The following is a 14833-nucleotide window of genomic DNA, read 5'->3' as shown; positions in this document are numbered from 1 at the left end:
CCGTTTTCCTGCCGTTACTGCGACCCGATCATCTGCTCGGGACGTACCCACGCATCGAATTCCGCCTCGGTCAGGTAGCCGAGCGCGAGCGCGGCCGCCTTCAGCGTCGTGCCTTCCTTGTGCGCCTTCTTCGCGATCTGTGCTGACTTGTCGTAGCCGATGTGCGGATTGAGCGCCGTCACGAGCATCAGCGATTCGTTCAGCAGCAGGTCGATCCGCGAGCGGTTCGGCTCGATGCCCACCGCGCAGTGGTCGTTGAAGCTCTGCGCGCCGTCGGCGAGCAGCCGCACCGACTGCAGCACGTTGTGCGCGATCATCGGCCGGAACACGTTCAGCTCGAAATTGCCGCTCGCGCCGCCGACGTTGACCGCGACGTCGTTGCCGAACACCTGGCAGCACAGCATCGTCACGGCTTCGGATTGAGTCGGGTTCACCTTGCCCGGCATGATCGAGCTGCCCGGCTCGTTCTCCGGAATCGACAGCTCGCCGAGCCCGCAGCGCGGCCCACTCGCGAGCCAGCGGACGTCGTTCGCGATCTTCATCAGGCCGGCTGCCACCGTCTTCAGCGCGCCGTGCGCGAACACCAGCGCATCCGCGGCCGCCATTACCTCGAACTTGCTCGGTGCCGTCACGAACGGCAGCTTCGCGAGCCGGCCGATTTCATCGGCGACGCGCACCGCGAACTCCGGATGCGCGTTCAGCCCCGTGCCGACCGCGGTGCCGCCGAGCGCGAGTTCGTACAGGTGCGGCAACGCCGATTCGACGTGACGGATGCCCTGGTCGAGCTGCGCAACGTAGCCGGAAAACTCCTGGCCGAGTGTGAGCGGCGTCGCGTCCTGCAGGTGCGTGCGGCCGATCTTCACGATGTCGGCGAACGCCTTCGATTTCGCGTCGAGCGTCGTGCGCAGCGTGCGCAGCGCCGGCAGCAGGTGGTTGACGATCGCATACGCGGCCGCGACGTGCATCGCGGTCGGGAATACGTCGTTCGACGACTGGCCGCGGTTCACGTCGTCGTTCGGATGAACCTTGCGCGCTTCGCCGCGCTCGCCGCCCATCAGTTCGCTCGCGCGATTCGCGATCACCTCGTTGAGGTTCATGTTGGTCTGCGTGCCGGAGCCCGTCTGCCACACGGCGAGCGGGAATTCGCGCGGATGCTTGCCGGCGATGATCTCGTCGGCCGCATCGATGATCGCGCGCGCCTTGTCGTCGGCCAGCACGCCGAGCGACTGGTTCACGGCCGCCGCGGCGCGCTTGACGATCGCGAGCGCGTGGATCAGCTCGGGCGACTGCTTCTCGGTCGAGATTTTGAAATTCTGCAGCGAGCGCTCGGTCTGCGCGCCCCAGAGCCGGTCGGCCGGCACGGCGATTTCGCCGAACGTATCGCGTTCCATCCGAACTGCTTCGTTCATGATCCACTCCTCCAGGAAAGGGGAAAGGCCGCGCGTCGTCGCGCGGCATCAGACGTAATCAGACGTATCGTGAGGCAGTCGCGCCGCTCGCGCGGCGTCTTGAGATCTTCAGCCGACTAGCATAGCGCCGGCTGGAATTTCGCGTCGTGTCGCGCTCAGTGCCGCGACGTCACGAGCGACGCACTCTTCAGATGAAAGCGCCACGCCATCAGCACGGCCACGCTGGCGAGACCGGCCGCGAGGCCCCACCAGAGGCCGCGGGCACCGAGGCCCACGTGGAACGCGAACCAGTAGCCGGTCGGAAAGCCGATCCCCCAGTAGCCTAGGGTCGCTGCGAGCATCGGGATGCGCGTGTCCTTCAGGCCGCGCAGCGCACCCGACGCGACGGTCTGCGCGCCGTCGACGATCTGGAACACTGCGGCGATGCCGAGCAGCGACGCGGCGAGCGACACCGTGGCCGCGTTGGCCGGATCGCCGAGGTTCAGGTACAGGCCGACGATCGCGTGCGGCGCGGCGATCAGCACGATGCCCGACAGCGACATGAACGCGACACCGAGGCCGAGTGCGACGAAGCCCGCATGCCGCGCGGCGACGGGTGCCCCCGCGCCGACCCAGTAGCCGACCCGCACGTTGGCGGCCTGGCCGATCGCGAGCGGCACCATGAATGCCACCGATGCGACGTTCAGCGCGATCTGGTGTGCGGCAAGCGCCGTCGCGCCGAGTACGCCGATCGTCAGGCCGGTTGCGAGGAACAGTGTCGATTCGACTCCGTACGTGATCGCGACCGGCCAGCCGATGCCGATCAGTTCGCCCATCATGGGCAGCTTCGGGCGCGCGGCGGTCACGAAGTGACGGAAGCGCTGCCGGCCGTGCAGCAGCCAGATCAGTGCGAGCGCGGTGAGCCAGATCGTGATGGTCGTCGCCACGGCCGAACCGAGGAAGCCGAGGCGCGGCAGCCCGAACGCGCCGTGGATCAGCCCGTAGTTCAGCACGCCATTGACGCCGACGCCGCCGATCGACACCCACAGCAGCCGGCGTGCGGCGCCGATCGCGGGCAGGAATGCGCGCATCAGCCCGACGCCGATCAGGCTGCCGAGCGCGGCGAAGCGCAGGATGCCCGTGTATTCGCCGACGTGATGCGCGAGCAAGGGCGGCTCGTGGAACATCAGCAGGATCGGTTCGGACAGCGACAGCGCGATGATGGCCGGGATCGCGAGCAACACGGACAGCGCGAAGCCGGTCCAGTAGATGTGCGGGACGCGCTCGTCGGCCTTGGCACCGCGCGCATGCGCGACGCTGACGCTGACCGACGACAGCACGCCTTGCAGCACGGTCACGATGACGAAGAAGAAGTTCGCGCCGAGCCCGCCCGCCGCGAGCGAATCGGGGCCGAGCGAGCCGAGCAGCACCGTGTCGGTGACGCTCATCGCCATCTGCGAAAGCTGCGCGATCGCGAGCGGCGCGGCGAGGCGCGCGGTATCGGCGGCATGACTGGACAGGGACGGCGGCGCGGCGGCCGTCCGCGTAAGACCGGAATGCGACATGGAATGGGCGCTCGCGCGGGTGCGGGCCCGCGCTATATGTATTTATTTTGAGAGACGGCTAGCTTACGGCTTTATTCGAACCGTGTCGAACGCGCGCACCGATGGCCATGTCGCAGGCAGGGGGAACCGTCGGGCCCTATGCTTCGCGCACCGCAATGCGCGTGTCGCCGAGCAGGACGACCTGGCCCGCGCGGATCTTGCAGGTCTTGCGCAGTTCGACCGCGCCGTCGACTTTCACCGCGCCGGACGCGACGATCAGCTTCGCGGTGCCGCCGCTGTCAGCGAGGCCGGTGATCTTGAGAAGGTTGTGCAGCTCGACGTATTCGCCGGTCAGCGTGAAATCCAGATTGGGCATGGCGAAGAAGGTGCGCAAAGCGCGGGAGGAATCGCCCCGCATCATACGGCACCGCGGGCCGGCGCGCGAGCGCGGTCGGCTGCCGCACGCAGTTGTTAGGGAATGTGAGCCATTCGTCAGCAAATGAAACGGTGGGTAACAGTCTGAGAAATTCGAGAACCGGCCGTGCGCGCCGCGGGTCTTTTGTCGTACCTGCTGCGTGTTGCGGCGGGGCGCTACGGACCGCATCGCTGCGGTTCGGGCTCACAACTTCCTGAGGAGAATTGCCATGTCCAAGATTCGTACGATGCTGATCGGTGCCGCGCTGACGGCGTTCGCCACTTCGGCCGCATTTGCCCAGACGGGCACGGCGGTGCAGGGCGCAGCCGGTGCCGGCGTGCAGGCGCAGACGCCGGCAGCGGGTGTCGGTGCAGGCGTGCAGGGCGGTGCGGGCGCGAACGTGTCGGGCAATGCGGTCGGCGGTGCAACCGATGCGGTCGGCGCGGCAGCCGACGGTACGAAGGATACGGCGTCGTCGGCCGTCCATTCGGCCAAGAAGCACGCGAAGCATGCCGCGAAGTCGGCCAAGGGCCATGCCGGCTCGGCCAAGGCGAAGACCGGTGAAGCGGCCGAAGGCGGCGCAGCGGTCGGCGCGGAGGGCGGTGCATCGGCGCAGGGCGCGACGCAGTAAGCGATGCCCGATGCCGCGCGACGCTCGTCCCGGACGGCGCGTCGCGACGGCGGCCATCCGACGGCCCGGTTCGCGTTGCGCGAACCGGGCCGTTTTCATGGGTTGATGCGATGGGGCGCGCCGTTACGGCCGGCGTTGACTTTGCCCTTGCCCCTGTCCTTGCGCCGGACGCACGGCAGACGGCGTGAATACGTTGCGCAGCCACGCGGCGAGCCGGGCGAAGACGTCGTACGGCTCCTCGACGAAGATCTCCGGCTTCAGCAGCCGCAGGTATTCCATGATCTGCTGCGCTTCCTGTTTCTGGAACGAGCCATGCGAGAGCCCGAGCCGCAGCAGCCCACGCAGTTCGCCGAGCTTGTCGCGCGCGGTGCTGCCGACACTCATCTCGCACGCGAGCTTGGCCTCGTAGACCCGTTGTCGCAGCGATTCCGCGAGCCGCCATGCCGGCGTCTGCATCAGTTCCTCGAGCGTCTGGATGTCTTGCGCCGCCCCCTTGATCTGCGAGGCGAGCGGGTCGATCAGCGACGGGTCGCCCTGTGCTTCGGCGACGATCGCCTTCGCCCAGTCGCGGCAAGCCTTCGCGAGTTCGTCGGGGGTCCATTCGGAGCGCGACGCGAAGCCGAAGCCGAATTCGCCGGCCTGTCGCATCAGGATCGCGACGACGTCCGGAAATTCCTTGTCGAGCGTGCGCTTTGCCCACGCATACTGGCCGCCCTCCAGCATCCGCTGCACCGCGTGCTCGGTCAGCGGCACCATGTTGTCGAGCAGTTTGGCGCGCAGGAAATCCTCGAACGACGGCGTCGCGAACTGCGGGTCGAGTTTCAGCGACACGCGGACGAACGCGTCGTAGTCCTTGCGCAGGGACTCGAGTGTGTCGTCCTTGAGGGAAAGGGTGATCTGGCCCATGAATCGTCTCGATGGCGGCCCGCGCAAGCCGTCGGCCGGCACGGCGCACCGGGGCGGGCGCAGCGTCGACTGACCGGTGCGCGCCGAGGCCGGTGGCGGGTCTTCACTCCCTATATCGGCGTGCCGGACAAAAACTTGAGCGTGCGTGACCGAGCGTGTACTCAGGTGGGTAGCCAGTGGGGCAGCACGACCCCTTGCCAGAGAAAGAACACCGCGAGCCCCGCCGCGATCGTCACGAGCGGGCGGCGGGTGGCTGCCGACACGAGCACGGCAGCCAGCGCGCCGACGAGCTGCGGATTGCGCCAGGTCAGTTCGGCCGTACCGCCGTGCGGCGAGACGGTCATCGGCACGATGATCGCGGTCAGCACGGTGACGGGCACGAAGCCGAGTGCGGTCCGCACGAGCGGCGGGAAGGTCAGCCGTTCGCCGAACAGGAACAGCGTCGAGCGGATCGCGTAGGTGATGACCGCCATCCCGAGAATCAGCAGCGCGTAGCTCACGATGCGGCCTCCGTGCGCGAGCCGGCGCGCGTGCGTTCGTGCAGCAGCGTGAGCGCGACGCCGATCGCGACGCCCGCCGCAACTGCGCCGAGCAGCCCGAGCTTGTACGGCCAGCCCTGCCAGAAGTACGCCAGCGTGCCGGCCGTCACTGCGGCCGCGAAATAGCGCAGCGTGCCGAGCTGCGGGACGACGATCGCAATGAAGGTCGCCGCCATCGCGAAATCGAGGCCGAGCGACTGCAGGCCCGGGAACGCGGCACCGAAGCCGATGCCCGCGAGCGTCCAGACCTGCCAGTTCAGGTACATCGCGAGCCCCGAGCCGAAGAAGTAGTGGGGGCCGATTGCGCCGGGCGGGAAGTGCCGGTAGTGCGCATAGGCGACCGCGAACACCTCGTCGGTCATCAGTGCGCCGAGCGTCGCGCGCCAGCGCAGCGGCAGGTGCGCAACATAGGGCGCGAGCGTCGCGCTGTACAGCAGGTGACGCAGGTTCACGATCAGCGTGGTCGCGAGCACGACGACGAAGCTCGCGCTGCCCGCGATCAGGCCGAGCGCGATGAACTGCGCGGAGCCCGCGAACACGGCGAGCGACATCAGCGCGCCATGCCACGGGGCGAGCGGGCCGCCGCCAACGAGCGTGCCGAAAATCACGCCGAACGGGGCGGCGCCAATCATCATCGGAATCGTGTCGCGCGCGCCGTCGAGCCATTCGTTCAATGGGCGGCGGGCAGGCGATGCGGGTGTCGGGTTCAAAGGGTGCTCCTCCATGAGTTGGAGGATAGCGGGCAGGTGATGGGCCGGCTTGTATGTTCTTGCGCTCGCGGGATCGGGGCGGTGCTTGCCGCTTGCCGGCTCCGCCGGCATCGCGGTGGCGGGCCGTGCGCCGCCGTGTGTCAGCTCGCCTGCCAGCGCCCGGGCGGCACGCCGAACATGCGTTTGAAATGTCGGGTGAAGTGGCTTTGGTCGACGAAGCCGCTGGCCGCCGCGACGTCGGCGACGGGCACACCCGCGCGCAGCGGCGCCAGCGCGCGCTGCAAGCGCAACTGGTTGCGCCACGCATGTGGCGGCATGCCGGTCGTGCGGGTGAACAGGCGCGCCGCGTGGAACGGCGACAGGCCGGCCGCCTGCGCGACTTCGTCGAGCGTCACCGTGCACATGAGATCGGCGGCGAGCCGCTCGCGCATCGCGTCGACGCGCGGCTCGTCCGCTGCGAGCGGCGCGGGTCGCGGCAGTGCGTCGGCATGGCGCACGATCAGCGTCGACAACGCATCGAGCATCGCAGTCTCGGCAGCGAGCGGATCGTAGATGCGCGGTGCGCCGGTCGCCGGATCATGAGCCGGCTGCCCGTGCACCGGCAAGGGCAGGGCGCGCTCGCTGCCAGCTTCCATCATCCGGTGCGCCAGCGTGAGCCGGGCCGCAAGATCGGCGTCGCGAATCACGTCCGGCGCAAACCACGGCGCGTCCTGCGGGCGGCCGGCAATCGCACTCGTGAGTTCGCGGATGAATTCGACCGGCATGTAGCTGACGCGATAGCACCAGCCCTCGTCGGCCGCGCGCGAACCCGTATGCACCTCGCCGGGATTGATCACGGGCACGGAGCCGGTTTCGGCGACATAGCCGTTGCCGCGATAGGTGAAGCGTTCCGCGCCTTCGAGAATCACGGGGATCGTGTACGCGTCGTGCCAGTGGGGCGCGAACGTGTGGTCGCGATAGGTGGCCGTGACGAGATCCGCATCCGGCAGCAGCGGCGTGCGCCAGTAGCGTGCGGAGTCGGGAAGGCGGGTGGCGGACATGATCGGGCGCGGGAGCGGTCGAACCGACAGTGTATCGCTCGCGCGCCCGGCAGGCGCGCGCTTTACTTGACCGGAATCGTCGTGCCGGCCGGCATCGGCACCGCGGTGACGGCGTTCTTCGGGCTGCCGCTGACGATGCGGTCGCTATAGGTCAGGTAGACGATCGTGTTGCGCTTGGCATCGACCACGCGCACGACGTGCAGGGTCTTGAAGATGAACGACATGCGCTCGCTGAACACGTCGGTCTGCTGCTTGAGCGGCTCCTTGAAGCTGATCGGGCCGACCTGCCGGCATGCGATCGACGCTTCGCTCGGATCCTCGGCGACGCCGAGCGTGCCCTTGATCCCGCCGGTGCGGGCGCGCGACACGTAGCAGGTCACGCCGTTTACAACCGGATCGTCATACGCCTCGACGACCACGCGATCGGAGCCGGTGACACGGAAATGGGTGTTGACGCTGCCGACTTCCTCCGCGTGCGCGAGCGGTGCCGCGGCGAACGCAGAAAGCAGGAGGGCGAATGGGGCTGAGTGGAGGAGGCGGTGCTTCATCGACGGAACCGGATGCGAATGCGGGACAGAGACTCTAGCATGCGCGCGACCGGGCGACGGAAGCCGAAAGGCGGGCCGGAAAAACAAAAGGCCCGTCGATTGACGGGCCTTTCGCTATTTGGCTCCCCGACCTGGGCTCGAACCAGGGACCTACGGATTAACAGTCCGGCGCTCTACCGACTGAGCTATCGGGGAATAAATCGGTACATCTGCATGTTGGTTTGTCTACCAGCAAAAAGCCCGTCCACTTTCAACGGGCCTTTGCGTTTTTGGCTCCCCGACCTGGGCTCGAACCAGGGACCTACGGATTAACAGTCCGGCGCTCTACCGACTGAGCTATCGGGGAACAAACAACAACAGCAGAGAAACGAGATTATATGGAGCGTTGATCAAGCCGTCAACACTTTTGAGCCGCGGCGCACAAAAATTTTTTGCGGCCGCTGCGCGATCAGCGCTCGAGCAGGTGCAGCTTGTCCTGCACGTCCTTCCACTCGTCTGCGTCGGCCGGTGCCGGCTTGGTCTTCGTGATCGACGGCCAGTCCTTCGCCAGCTCGGCGTTCAGCGCGGTGAACTGCTGCTGGTCGCCCGGAACGTCTTCTTCGGCATAGATCGCATTGGTCGGGCACTCGGCGACGCACACGGCGCAGTCGATGCACTCGTCCGGATCGATGGCGAGAAAGTTGGGACCTTCACGGAAGCAATCCACCGGGCACACATCCACGCAGTCCGTGTATTTGCACTTGATGCAGCCTTCGGTCACAACGTGAGTCATTAAAACGCTCCTGCTTGGCGGTATATATGGGGTGGCGTTTGCGCCAAAACCGGCATTGTAACTGAAGCGCAAAACCCGCATGGCGTGGTCGGCTATCCGGCTTATATCGTTTCGTGATTAGTTTATGGGGCCCCGCCAAGGGGCCGGCGAAGGGACGCACCAGCGGGGGCGCGTGTACCGTGTGCCGGCAGGGCGGTGCGACCGGAGCAGGGTCGCAGGCGGTTTCACGATGGTCGGGCCCGCATTCGGGTAACATGGCCGACAGACCGGGCGGCGCGCGGTGCGCCGGGGCCCTGTCACGATATTGGCGGTGCCGTAATCATGATCATCACTTCGCTGCTCGACACGGATCTCTACAAGTTCACGATGATGCAGGTCGTCCTGCATCACTTCCCCGCTGCAAGCGTCGAATACCGGTTCCGGTGCCGCACGCCCGGCGTCGATCTCGTGCCGTACATCGACGAGATCCGCGACGAGGTGCGCGGCCTGTGCGCGCTGCGTTTTTCCGACGTCGAACTCGACTACCTGCGGCGGATGCGCTTCATCAAGAGCGATTTCGTCGATTTCCTCGCGCTGTTCCATCTGAACGAGAAGTACATCTCGATCACGCCGTCGCCGAAGGGCAACGGCGAAATCGACATCGAGATCACGGGGCCGTGGCTGCACACGATCCTGTTCGAGATCCCGGTGCTCGCGATCGTCAACGAAGTGTATTTCCGCAACACGCAGCGCGAGCCCGACTATCGCGAAGGCCGCGAGCGGCTGTGCGAGAAAATCAAGCTGCTCGGTGCGAAGCCCGAGTTCGCCGACTGCAAGATCGCCGACTACGGCACGCGCCGGCGCTTCTCGAAGGTCTGGCACGAGGAAGTCGCGCTCACGCTGCGCGACGGCCTCGGCCCGCAGTTCGCGGGCACGAGCAACGTGCTTTACGCGATGAAGCACGGCATCACGCCGCTCGGCACGATGGCGCACGAGTACCTGCAGGCATGCCAGGCGCTCGGCCCGCGGCTGCGCGATTCGCAGACCTACGGCTTCGAGATGTGGGCGAAGGAATACCGCGGCGACCTCGGGATCGCGTTGTCGGACGTCTACGGGATGGATGCGTTCCTGAACGACTTCGACATGTACTTCTGCAAGCTGTTCGACGGCGCGCGCCACGATTCGGGCGATCCGTTCGACTGGGGCGAGCGGATGCTGCGCCATTACGAGTCGAACCGTTGTGACCCGCGTACCAAGGTGCTCGTGTTCTCGGACGCGCTCGACATCCCGAAGGTCATGCAGTTGTACGAACGGTTCCGCGGCCGCTGCAAGCTCGCGTTCGGTGTCGGTACGAACCTCACCAACGATCTCGGCTACGTGCCGCTGCAGATCGTGATCAAGATGGTCCGCTGCAACGGCCAGCCGGTCGCGAAGCTGTCGGATTCGCCGGGCAAGAGCATGTGCGACGACAAGGCATATCTCGCGTACCTGCGCCAGGTGTTCGGCATCGCGCAGCCGGTCGAGGAAGACGCGTCGAAGTAAGCGTCGGCCGAACGGCCAAAACTGCGTTGGGGCGGGGTCGGCCGGTATAATCCGACGGTATCGCCCGCCAACGTCACGAGGACCGTTCATGGACACTTCCGCTGCCCGTCGCCAGATCCTCGCGCGCATTCGCGCGGCGCAGGGGCGTGCGGCCGAACCCGATGCGGCCGAGCGCGACGGCGTTGCCGACTATCTCGCCCGTCATCCGGAGGGCCCGCGCCCACCGGCGCCGGCCGATCTCGTCGCTGCCTTCGTCGACGAAGCGGTACGTCTGTCGACGACCGTCGACGAAGTCGCGACGCTTGCCGATGTCCCTGCCGCCGCGTCCCGTTACCTTTCCGCTCACGGCCTGCCGACGCAGGCCGTCGCGTGGCGCACGCTGGCCGATTTCGACTGGGCGGGCGCAGGCCTGTCGGTCGAATGCCGCAAGCCGCGCGACGGCGATCTGGTCGGCCTCACGGGCTGCTTTTGCGCGACCGCCGAAACGGGCTCGCTGGTGCTGTTGTCCGGCCCCGACACCTATGCGTCGGCCGGCCTGCTGCCGGAAACACACATCGCGATCGTTCCCGCGTCGCGGATCGTCGCCGGTCACGAAGACGCGTTTGCACTGATCCGCTCGGAGCGCGGCGAATTGCCGCGCGCGGTCAATTTCGTATCGGGCCCGTCGCGCACGGGCGATATCGAGCAGACCATCGTACTGGGCGCGCACGGTCCGTACCGCGTTCACGTGATCGTCGTACGGGGCGCATGACGCGCCCGCCGCATCCACTACCACTCGAACAAGGAAGTTCTGCATGAAACGACATGCCGCCTGGGCGGGCATGGCGTCGGGAATTGCGCTTGGCGCCGTTCCCGCGCTTGCATCGGCCGCAACGCTCGACGGTGCCACGCTGTCTGCTCTCTGGGGCATCCCGTTTGCCGGGATCCTGCTCTCCATCGCACTGTTCCCGCTCGTCGTCCCCGTGTTCTGGCATCACCACTTCGGCAAGATTGCGGCCGGGTGGGCGGTCGTGTTCCTGATCCCGTTCGCGTTCGCGTTCGGCGCAGGCACCGCGTTCGGCACGCTCGTGCATGCGCTGCTCGAGGAATACATTCCGTTCATCGTGCTGCTCACCGCGCTTTATACGGTCGCGGGCGGTATCTGCGTGAACGGCAACCTGCACGGCACGCCGAAGCTGAATACCGCGATCCTCGCGCTCGGCACGCTGCTCGCGAGCGTGATGGGCACGACCGGTGCCGCGATGCTGCTGATCCGGCCGCTGCTGCGCGCCAACGACAACCGCAAACATGTCGTGCATGTCGTGATCTTCTTCATCTTTCTGGTCGCGAATGCGGGCGGGTCGCTGTCGCCGCTCGGCGATCCGCCGCTGTTCCTCGGCTTCCTGAATGGCGTGAGCTTCTTCTGGACGACCACGCACCTCGCGCTGCCGATGCTGTTCATCTGCGGTGTGCTGCTGACGCTGTTCTTCGCGCTCGATACGTACTTCTACCGCAAGGGCGGCGAGGAGCGGCCGGCCGTGCTCGACCCGACACCCGACAGCGACAGCGACAGCGACAGGCTGTCGATCGACGGCAAGATCAATTTCGTGCTGCTTGCGGCCGTGATCGGCCTGGTGCTGATGAGCGGCATCTGGAAGCCGGGCATCACGTTCGACGTATGGGGCACGCACGTCGCATTGCAGAACCTCGTGCGCGACGTCGCACTCGTGGGCGTGACGCTCGCGTCGCTCGCACTGACGCCGCGCTCCGCGCGCGAGGGCAATGCGTTCAACTGGGCGCCGATCGAGGAAGTCGCGAAGCTGTTCGCGGGGATCTTCGTGACGATCGCGCCGGTGATCGTGATCCTGCGCGCCGGTGCCGACGGCGCGTTCGCGCAGATCGTCCATCTCGTCACGGGGCCGGACGGCAAGCCGGTCGACGCGATGTACTTCTGGGCGACGGGCATCCTGTCGTCGTTCCTCGACAACGCACCGACCTATCTCGTGTTCTTCAACCTCGCGGGCGGCGATGCCCAGTCGCTGATGACGACCGGCGCGTCGACGCTCGCCGCGATTTCGGCGGGCGCGGTGTTCATGGGCGCGAACAGCTATATCGGCAACGCACCCAACTTCATGGTGAAGGCGATCGCCGAATCGCGCGGTGTGAAGATGCCGAGCTTCTTCGCGTATCTCGGCTGGGCGCTGGTCGTGCTGATACCGGTATTCCTGCTGACGTCGTGGCTCTTCTTCACGGCGTAAGCTGACGATTTTCAACCTAAGGCGGGCGGTCCCGGCGGCGCACGACGCGCTGCGATCCGCCCGCGGCATGCGGAGATGGCGATGCAGAAGATCCTGGTCGCGCGTCCGATCTTTCCGGACGTGATCGAGCGCCTCAAGCAGTATTTCGACGTCGACTGGAACAACGGCGACGCACTCGCGCCCGACGTGCTCGCCGCGCGTCTGGCCGACAAGGACGGCGCGCTGACGGCCGGTGACCCGGTCGGCGCGGCGGAGCTCGCGGCAGCGCCGCGCCTGCGCGTCGTGGCGAACATGGCGGTCGGCTACAACAATTTCGACATGGCCGCGTTCAACGCGGCGAACGTGCTCGGCACCAACACGCCCGACGTGCTGAACGAGTCGACCGCCGATTTCGGCTGGGCGCTGATGATGGCCGCGGCACGCCGGATCGCCGAATCCGAGCACTGGCTGCGCGCCGGCCACTGGCAGAAGTGGGCGTACGACGGTTTCCTCGGCAGCGACATTTACGGCTCGACGCTCGGCGTCATCGGGATGGGGCGTATCGGCCAGGCGCTCGCACGCCGCGCGCGCGGCTTCGGGATGCAGGTGATCTATCACAACCGGTCGCGTGTCGCGCCCGAGATCGAGGCCGAGCTGAATGCCGAATACGTGTCGAAGGATGCGCTGCTCGCCCGTGCCGATCACGTCGTGCTCGTGCTGCCGTACACGAAGGAGAACCATCACACGATCGGCGCGGCCGAGCTCGCGAAGATGAAGCCCACCGCGACGCTGACCAACATCGCGCGCGGCGGGATCGTTGACGACGCGGCGCTGGCCGTCGCACTGCGCGACGGGACGATCGCCGCGGCCGGCCTCGACGTGTATGAAGGCGAGCCGACGGTCCATCCGGCACTGCTCGAGGTGCCGAACGTCGTGCTGACGCCGCATATCGCGAGCGCGACCGAAAAGACGCGCCGCGCGATGGCGAACCTCGCCGCCGACAACCTGATCGCCGCGCTGGGTGAGGGGCCACGTGCAGGGCAGCCGCCGAATCCGATCAACCCTGACGTGATCGGGAAGCCGCGCGCATGACGATGACGTTGTTGCTGGCGGCGGTCGTCGTGCTGGCCGTCGCGCTTGCCGTGGCGATCGTCGCGCTCGTGCGTGGCGGTGGCCACCACGACGATGCGGCGGTACTGGGTGACCAGATCGAGGACGCCGCGCAGGCGCAGGCGCGCGCGGTCGAGCGGCTCGAACGCGAATTGCGCGGCGAGATCGTCGAGAACGCGCGTGGCTCGCGCACCGAGTTGGCCGGCAGTTTCGCGCAGCTTCAGCAGACGCTCGCCGCGCAACTGACGAGTGTGGCGACCGTGCAGAACAACCAGATCGAGGGTTTCGCGCAGCAGCTCGGCAAGCTGGTCGCCGGCAATGCGCAGCAGTTCGACGCGATGCGCGAGAACACGCAGCGCCACGCGCAGCAGGCGCGCGAGGAGCAGACGGGTGCGCTCAGGCTGTTTGGCGACACGCTGAACCGGCAGCTCACGCAACTGACCGAAGCGAACGACCGCCGGATCGGCGAGGTGCGCGCGACGCTCGAACAGCGGCTGAAGGAAATCGAGACGAACAACGCGGCGAAGCTCGAGGAGATGCGCCGCACCGTCGACGAGAAACTGCACGCGACGCTCGAGCAGCGGCTCGGCGAATCGTTCAAGCTCGTGTCGGACCGGCTCGAGCAGGTGCATCGCGGGCTCGGCGAGATGCAGACGCTGGCGGCGGGCGTCGGCGACTTGAAGAAAGTGCTGACCAACGTGAAGACGCGCGGCACCTGGGGCGAAGTGCAGCTCGAGGCGCTGCTCGAACAGATGCTGACGCCCGAGCAGTACGCGAAGAACGTCGCGACGGTGCCGAAGAGCAGCGAGCGCGTCGAGTTCGCGATCCGGCTGCCGGGGCGCGATGCCGGCACGCGCGATGCACCGCCCGTGTGGCTGCCGATCGACGCGAAATTCCCGCGCGAAGACTACGAGCGGTTGATCGATGCGCAGGAGCGTGCCGATGCGGTGGCGGTCGAGGAAGCGGCCCGCGCGCTCGAAGCGCGCGTGCGGCAGGAGGCGCGCACGATCGCCGAGAAGTACGTCGCGCCGCCGCACACGACCGATTTCGCGTTGCTGTTCCTGCCGACTGAAGGGCTCTATGCGGAGATCCTGCGTCGCCCGGGGCTGACCGACCTGCTGCAGCGCGACTATCGCGTGACGGTCGCCGGCCCGACGACGCTCACCGCATTGCTGAACAGCCTGCAGATGGGTTTCCGTACGCTCGCGATCGAGCAACGGTCGAGCGAGGTGTGGCAGGTGCTCGGCGCGGTGAAGACGGAGTTCGGCAAGTTCGGCGACGTGCTCGCGCGCACGAAGTCGCAGCTCGAAACGGTTACGCGCTCGATCGAGGCTGCCGAGCAACGCACGCGCGTGATGAACCGCAAGCTGAAGCAGGTCGAGGCGTTGCCGGGCGACACGGCGGCCGGGCTGCTCGGCGCGGAAGGTAACGACGGCGCCGACGCGGACGACGCATGATGTACATGGCCGACATCGGCCTGAAAGCAAAAACGG

General features: G+C 67.0%; 15 protein-coding genes and 2 tRNA genes. 6 read left to right on the top strand and 11 right to left on the bottom strand.

Features of this window, described 5'->3' with window-relative positions:
• Nucleotides 1-14 precede the first annotated feature (14 nt).
• From fumC to LGN19_RS34720, 3 genes are all read right to left on the bottom strand, one after another.
• Entirely contained in the window at nt 15-1409 is a 1395-nt protein-coding gene (gene fumC / locus LGN19_RS34730; protein ID WP_174960367.1) for a class II fumarate hydratase, read from the bottom strand.
• 155 nt (nt 1410-1564) lie between these two features.
• Nucleotides 1565-2953 (bottom strand): multidrug efflux MATE transporter NorM, encoded by a 1389-nt coding sequence (norM, locus tag LGN19_RS34725; RefSeq protein ID WP_122944815.1) that lies wholly within the window; start codon nt 2951-2953, stop codon nt 1565-1567.
• Between the two features lie 136 nt (nt 2954-3089).
• Entirely contained in the window at nt 3090-3308 is a 219-nt protein-coding gene (locus tag LGN19_RS34720; RefSeq protein ID WP_006486208.1) for an RNA-binding S4 domain-containing protein, read from the bottom strand.
• A gap of 268 nt (nt 3309-3576) precedes the next feature.
• On the opposite strand from LGN19_RS34720, the gene LGN19_RS34715 reads away from it, so the two are divergent.
• Nucleotides 3577-3978: a hypothetical protein gene (locus tag LGN19_RS34715; protein ID WP_122944816.1), complete on the top strand. Its 402-nt coding sequence runs from the start codon at nt 3577-3579 to the stop codon at nt 3976-3978.
• A gap of 123 nt (nt 3979-4101) precedes the next feature.
• Here LGN19_RS34715 and LGN19_RS34710 read toward each other — a convergent pair whose 3' ends face one another.
• The 8 genes from LGN19_RS34710 to fdxA form a co-directional block, all read right to left on the bottom strand.
• A complete protein-coding gene (locus tag LGN19_RS34710) occupies nt 4102-4884 on the bottom strand; it encodes a DUF4088 family protein (RefSeq protein ID WP_122944817.1) in 783 nt (260 codons plus the stop codon).
• Between the two features lie 161 nt (nt 4885-5045).
• Entirely contained in the window at nt 5046-5384 is a 339-nt protein-coding gene (locus LGN19_RS34705; protein ID WP_226219730.1) for an AzlD domain-containing protein, read from the bottom strand.
• The gene (locus LGN19_RS34700) at nt 5381-6148 is read right to left on the bottom strand and encodes an AzlC family ABC transporter permease (RefSeq protein ID WP_122944819.1); all 768 of its coding nucleotides are present in this window, start codon (nt 6146-6148) and stop codon (nt 5381-5383) included. The genes LGN19_RS34705 and LGN19_RS34700 overlap by 4 nt, the downstream gene beginning before the upstream one ends.
• 125 nt (nt 6149-6273) lie before the next feature.
• Nucleotides 6274-7173, bottom strand: a complete 900-nt coding sequence (locus LGN19_RS34695; protein ID WP_122944820.1) for an AraC family transcriptional regulator — start codon at nt 7171-7173, stop codon at nt 6274-6276.
• A 62-nt stretch (nt 7174-7235) separates the two neighbouring features.
• Nucleotides 7236-7721: a CreA family protein gene (locus LGN19_RS34690; protein WP_226219729.1), complete on the bottom strand. Its 486-nt coding sequence runs from the start codon at nt 7719-7721 to the stop codon at nt 7236-7238.
• A gap of 119 nt (nt 7722-7840) precedes the next feature.
• Nucleotides 7841-7916 (bottom strand) — tRNA-Asn (locus tag LGN19_RS34685).
• A gap of 75 nt (nt 7917-7991) precedes the next feature.
• A tRNA-Asn gene (locus LGN19_RS34680) sits at nt 7992-8067 on the bottom strand.
• A gap of 102 nt (nt 8068-8169) precedes the next feature.
• Nucleotides 8170-8493 carry a ferredoxin FdxA gene (fdxA, locus tag LGN19_RS34675; protein WP_011351384.1) on the bottom strand — a complete coding sequence of 108 codons (324 nt, stop codon included), beginning with the start codon at nt 8491-8493 and terminating at the stop codon, nt 8170-8172.
• A 321-nt stretch (nt 8494-8814) separates the two neighbouring features.
• Here fdxA and pncB point away from each other — a divergent pair, with 321 nt between their 5' ends.
• The 5 genes from pncB (at nt 8815) to rmuC (ending at nt 14797) form a co-directional block, all read left to right on the top strand.
• On the top strand, nt 8815-10014 hold the full coding sequence (pncB, locus tag LGN19_RS34670) for a nicotinate phosphoribosyltransferase (RefSeq protein WP_226219728.1): 1200 nt from the start codon (nt 8815-8817) through the stop codon (nt 10012-10014).
• 88 nt (nt 10015-10102) lie between these two features.
• Nucleotides 10103-10765 carry a LutC/YkgG family protein gene (locus tag LGN19_RS34665; RefSeq protein ID WP_122944824.1) on the top strand — a complete coding sequence of 221 codons (663 nt, stop codon included), beginning with the start codon at nt 10103-10105 and terminating at the stop codon, nt 10763-10765.
• A gap of 43 nt (nt 10766-10808) precedes the next feature.
• Complete coding sequence (locus LGN19_RS34660; RefSeq protein WP_226219727.1) at nt 10809-12251, top strand: sodium:proton antiporter; 1443 nt, start codon at nt 10809-10811, stop codon at nt 12249-12251.
• 81 nt (nt 12252-12332) lie between these two features.
• The gene (locus tag LGN19_RS34655; RefSeq protein WP_226219726.1) at nt 12333-13322 is read left to right on the top strand and encodes a 2-hydroxyacid dehydrogenase; all 990 of its coding nucleotides are present in this window, start codon (nt 12333-12335) and stop codon (nt 13320-13322) included.
• Nucleotides 13319-14797: a DNA recombination protein RmuC gene (rmuC, locus tag LGN19_RS34650; RefSeq protein WP_226219725.1), complete on the top strand. Its 1479-nt coding sequence runs from the start codon at nt 13319-13321 to the stop codon at nt 14795-14797. The genes LGN19_RS34655 and rmuC overlap by 4 nt, the downstream gene beginning before the upstream one ends.
• The last annotated feature ends 36 nt before the right edge of the window (nt 14798-14833 follow it).

This window comes from Burkholderia sp. AU30198 (genome assembly GCF_020419825.1).
Taxonomy (GTDB): Bacteria; Pseudomonadota; Gammaproteobacteria; order Burkholderiales; family Burkholderiaceae; genus Burkholderia.
This window is presented reverse-complemented; position numbering and strand designations above follow the sequence as displayed.

Excerpts from the sequence above, each read along its gene's own strand:
- fumC (WP_174960367.1), bottom strand. The coding sequence starts at position 1,409 with ATGAACGAAGCAGTTCGGATGGAACGCGATACGTTCGGCGAAATCGCC.
- norM (WP_122944815.1), bottom strand. The coding sequence starts at position 2,953 with ATGTCGCATTCCGGTCTTACGCGGACGGCCGCCGCGCCGCCGTCCCTG.
- LGN19_RS34720 (WP_006486208.1), bottom strand. The coding sequence starts at position 3,308 with ATGCCCAATCTGGATTTCACGCTGACCGGCGAATACGTCGAGCTGCAC.
- LGN19_RS34715 (WP_122944816.1), top strand. The coding sequence starts at position 3,577 with ATGTCCAAGATTCGTACGATGCTGATCGGTGCCGCGCTGACGGCGTTC.
- LGN19_RS34710 (WP_122944817.1), bottom strand. The coding sequence starts at position 4,884 with ATGGGCCAGATCACCCTTTCCCTCAAGGACGACACACTCGAGTCCCTG.
- LGN19_RS34700 (WP_122944819.1), bottom strand. The coding sequence starts at position 6,148 with ATGGAGGAGCACCCTTTGAACCCGACACCCGCATCGCCTGCCCGCCGC.
- LGN19_RS34695 (WP_122944820.1), bottom strand. The coding sequence starts at position 7,173 with ATGTCCGCCACCCGCCTTCCCGACTCCGCACGCTACTGGCGCACGCCG.
- LGN19_RS34690 (WP_226219729.1), bottom strand. The coding sequence starts at position 7,721 with ATGAAGCACCGCCTCCTCCACTCAGCCCCATTCGCCCTCCTGCTTTCT.
- fdxA (WP_011351384.1), bottom strand. The coding sequence starts at position 8,493 with ATGACTCACGTTGTGACCGAAGGCTGCATCAAGTGCAAATACACGGAC.
- pncB (WP_226219728.1), top strand. The coding sequence starts at position 8,815 with ATGATCATCACTTCGCTGCTCGACACGGATCTCTACAAGTTCACGATG.
- LGN19_RS34665 (WP_122944824.1), top strand. The coding sequence starts at position 10,103 with ATGGACACTTCCGCTGCCCGTCGCCAGATCCTCGCGCGCATTCGCGCG.
- LGN19_RS34660 (WP_226219727.1), top strand. The coding sequence starts at position 10,809 with ATGAAACGACATGCCGCCTGGGCGGGCATGGCGTCGGGAATTGCGCTT.
- LGN19_RS34655 (WP_226219726.1), top strand. The coding sequence starts at position 12,333 with ATGCAGAAGATCCTGGTCGCGCGTCCGATCTTTCCGGACGTGATCGAG.
- rmuC (WP_226219725.1), top strand. The coding sequence starts at position 13,319 with ATGACGATGACGTTGTTGCTGGCGGCGGTCGTCGTGCTGGCCGTCGCG.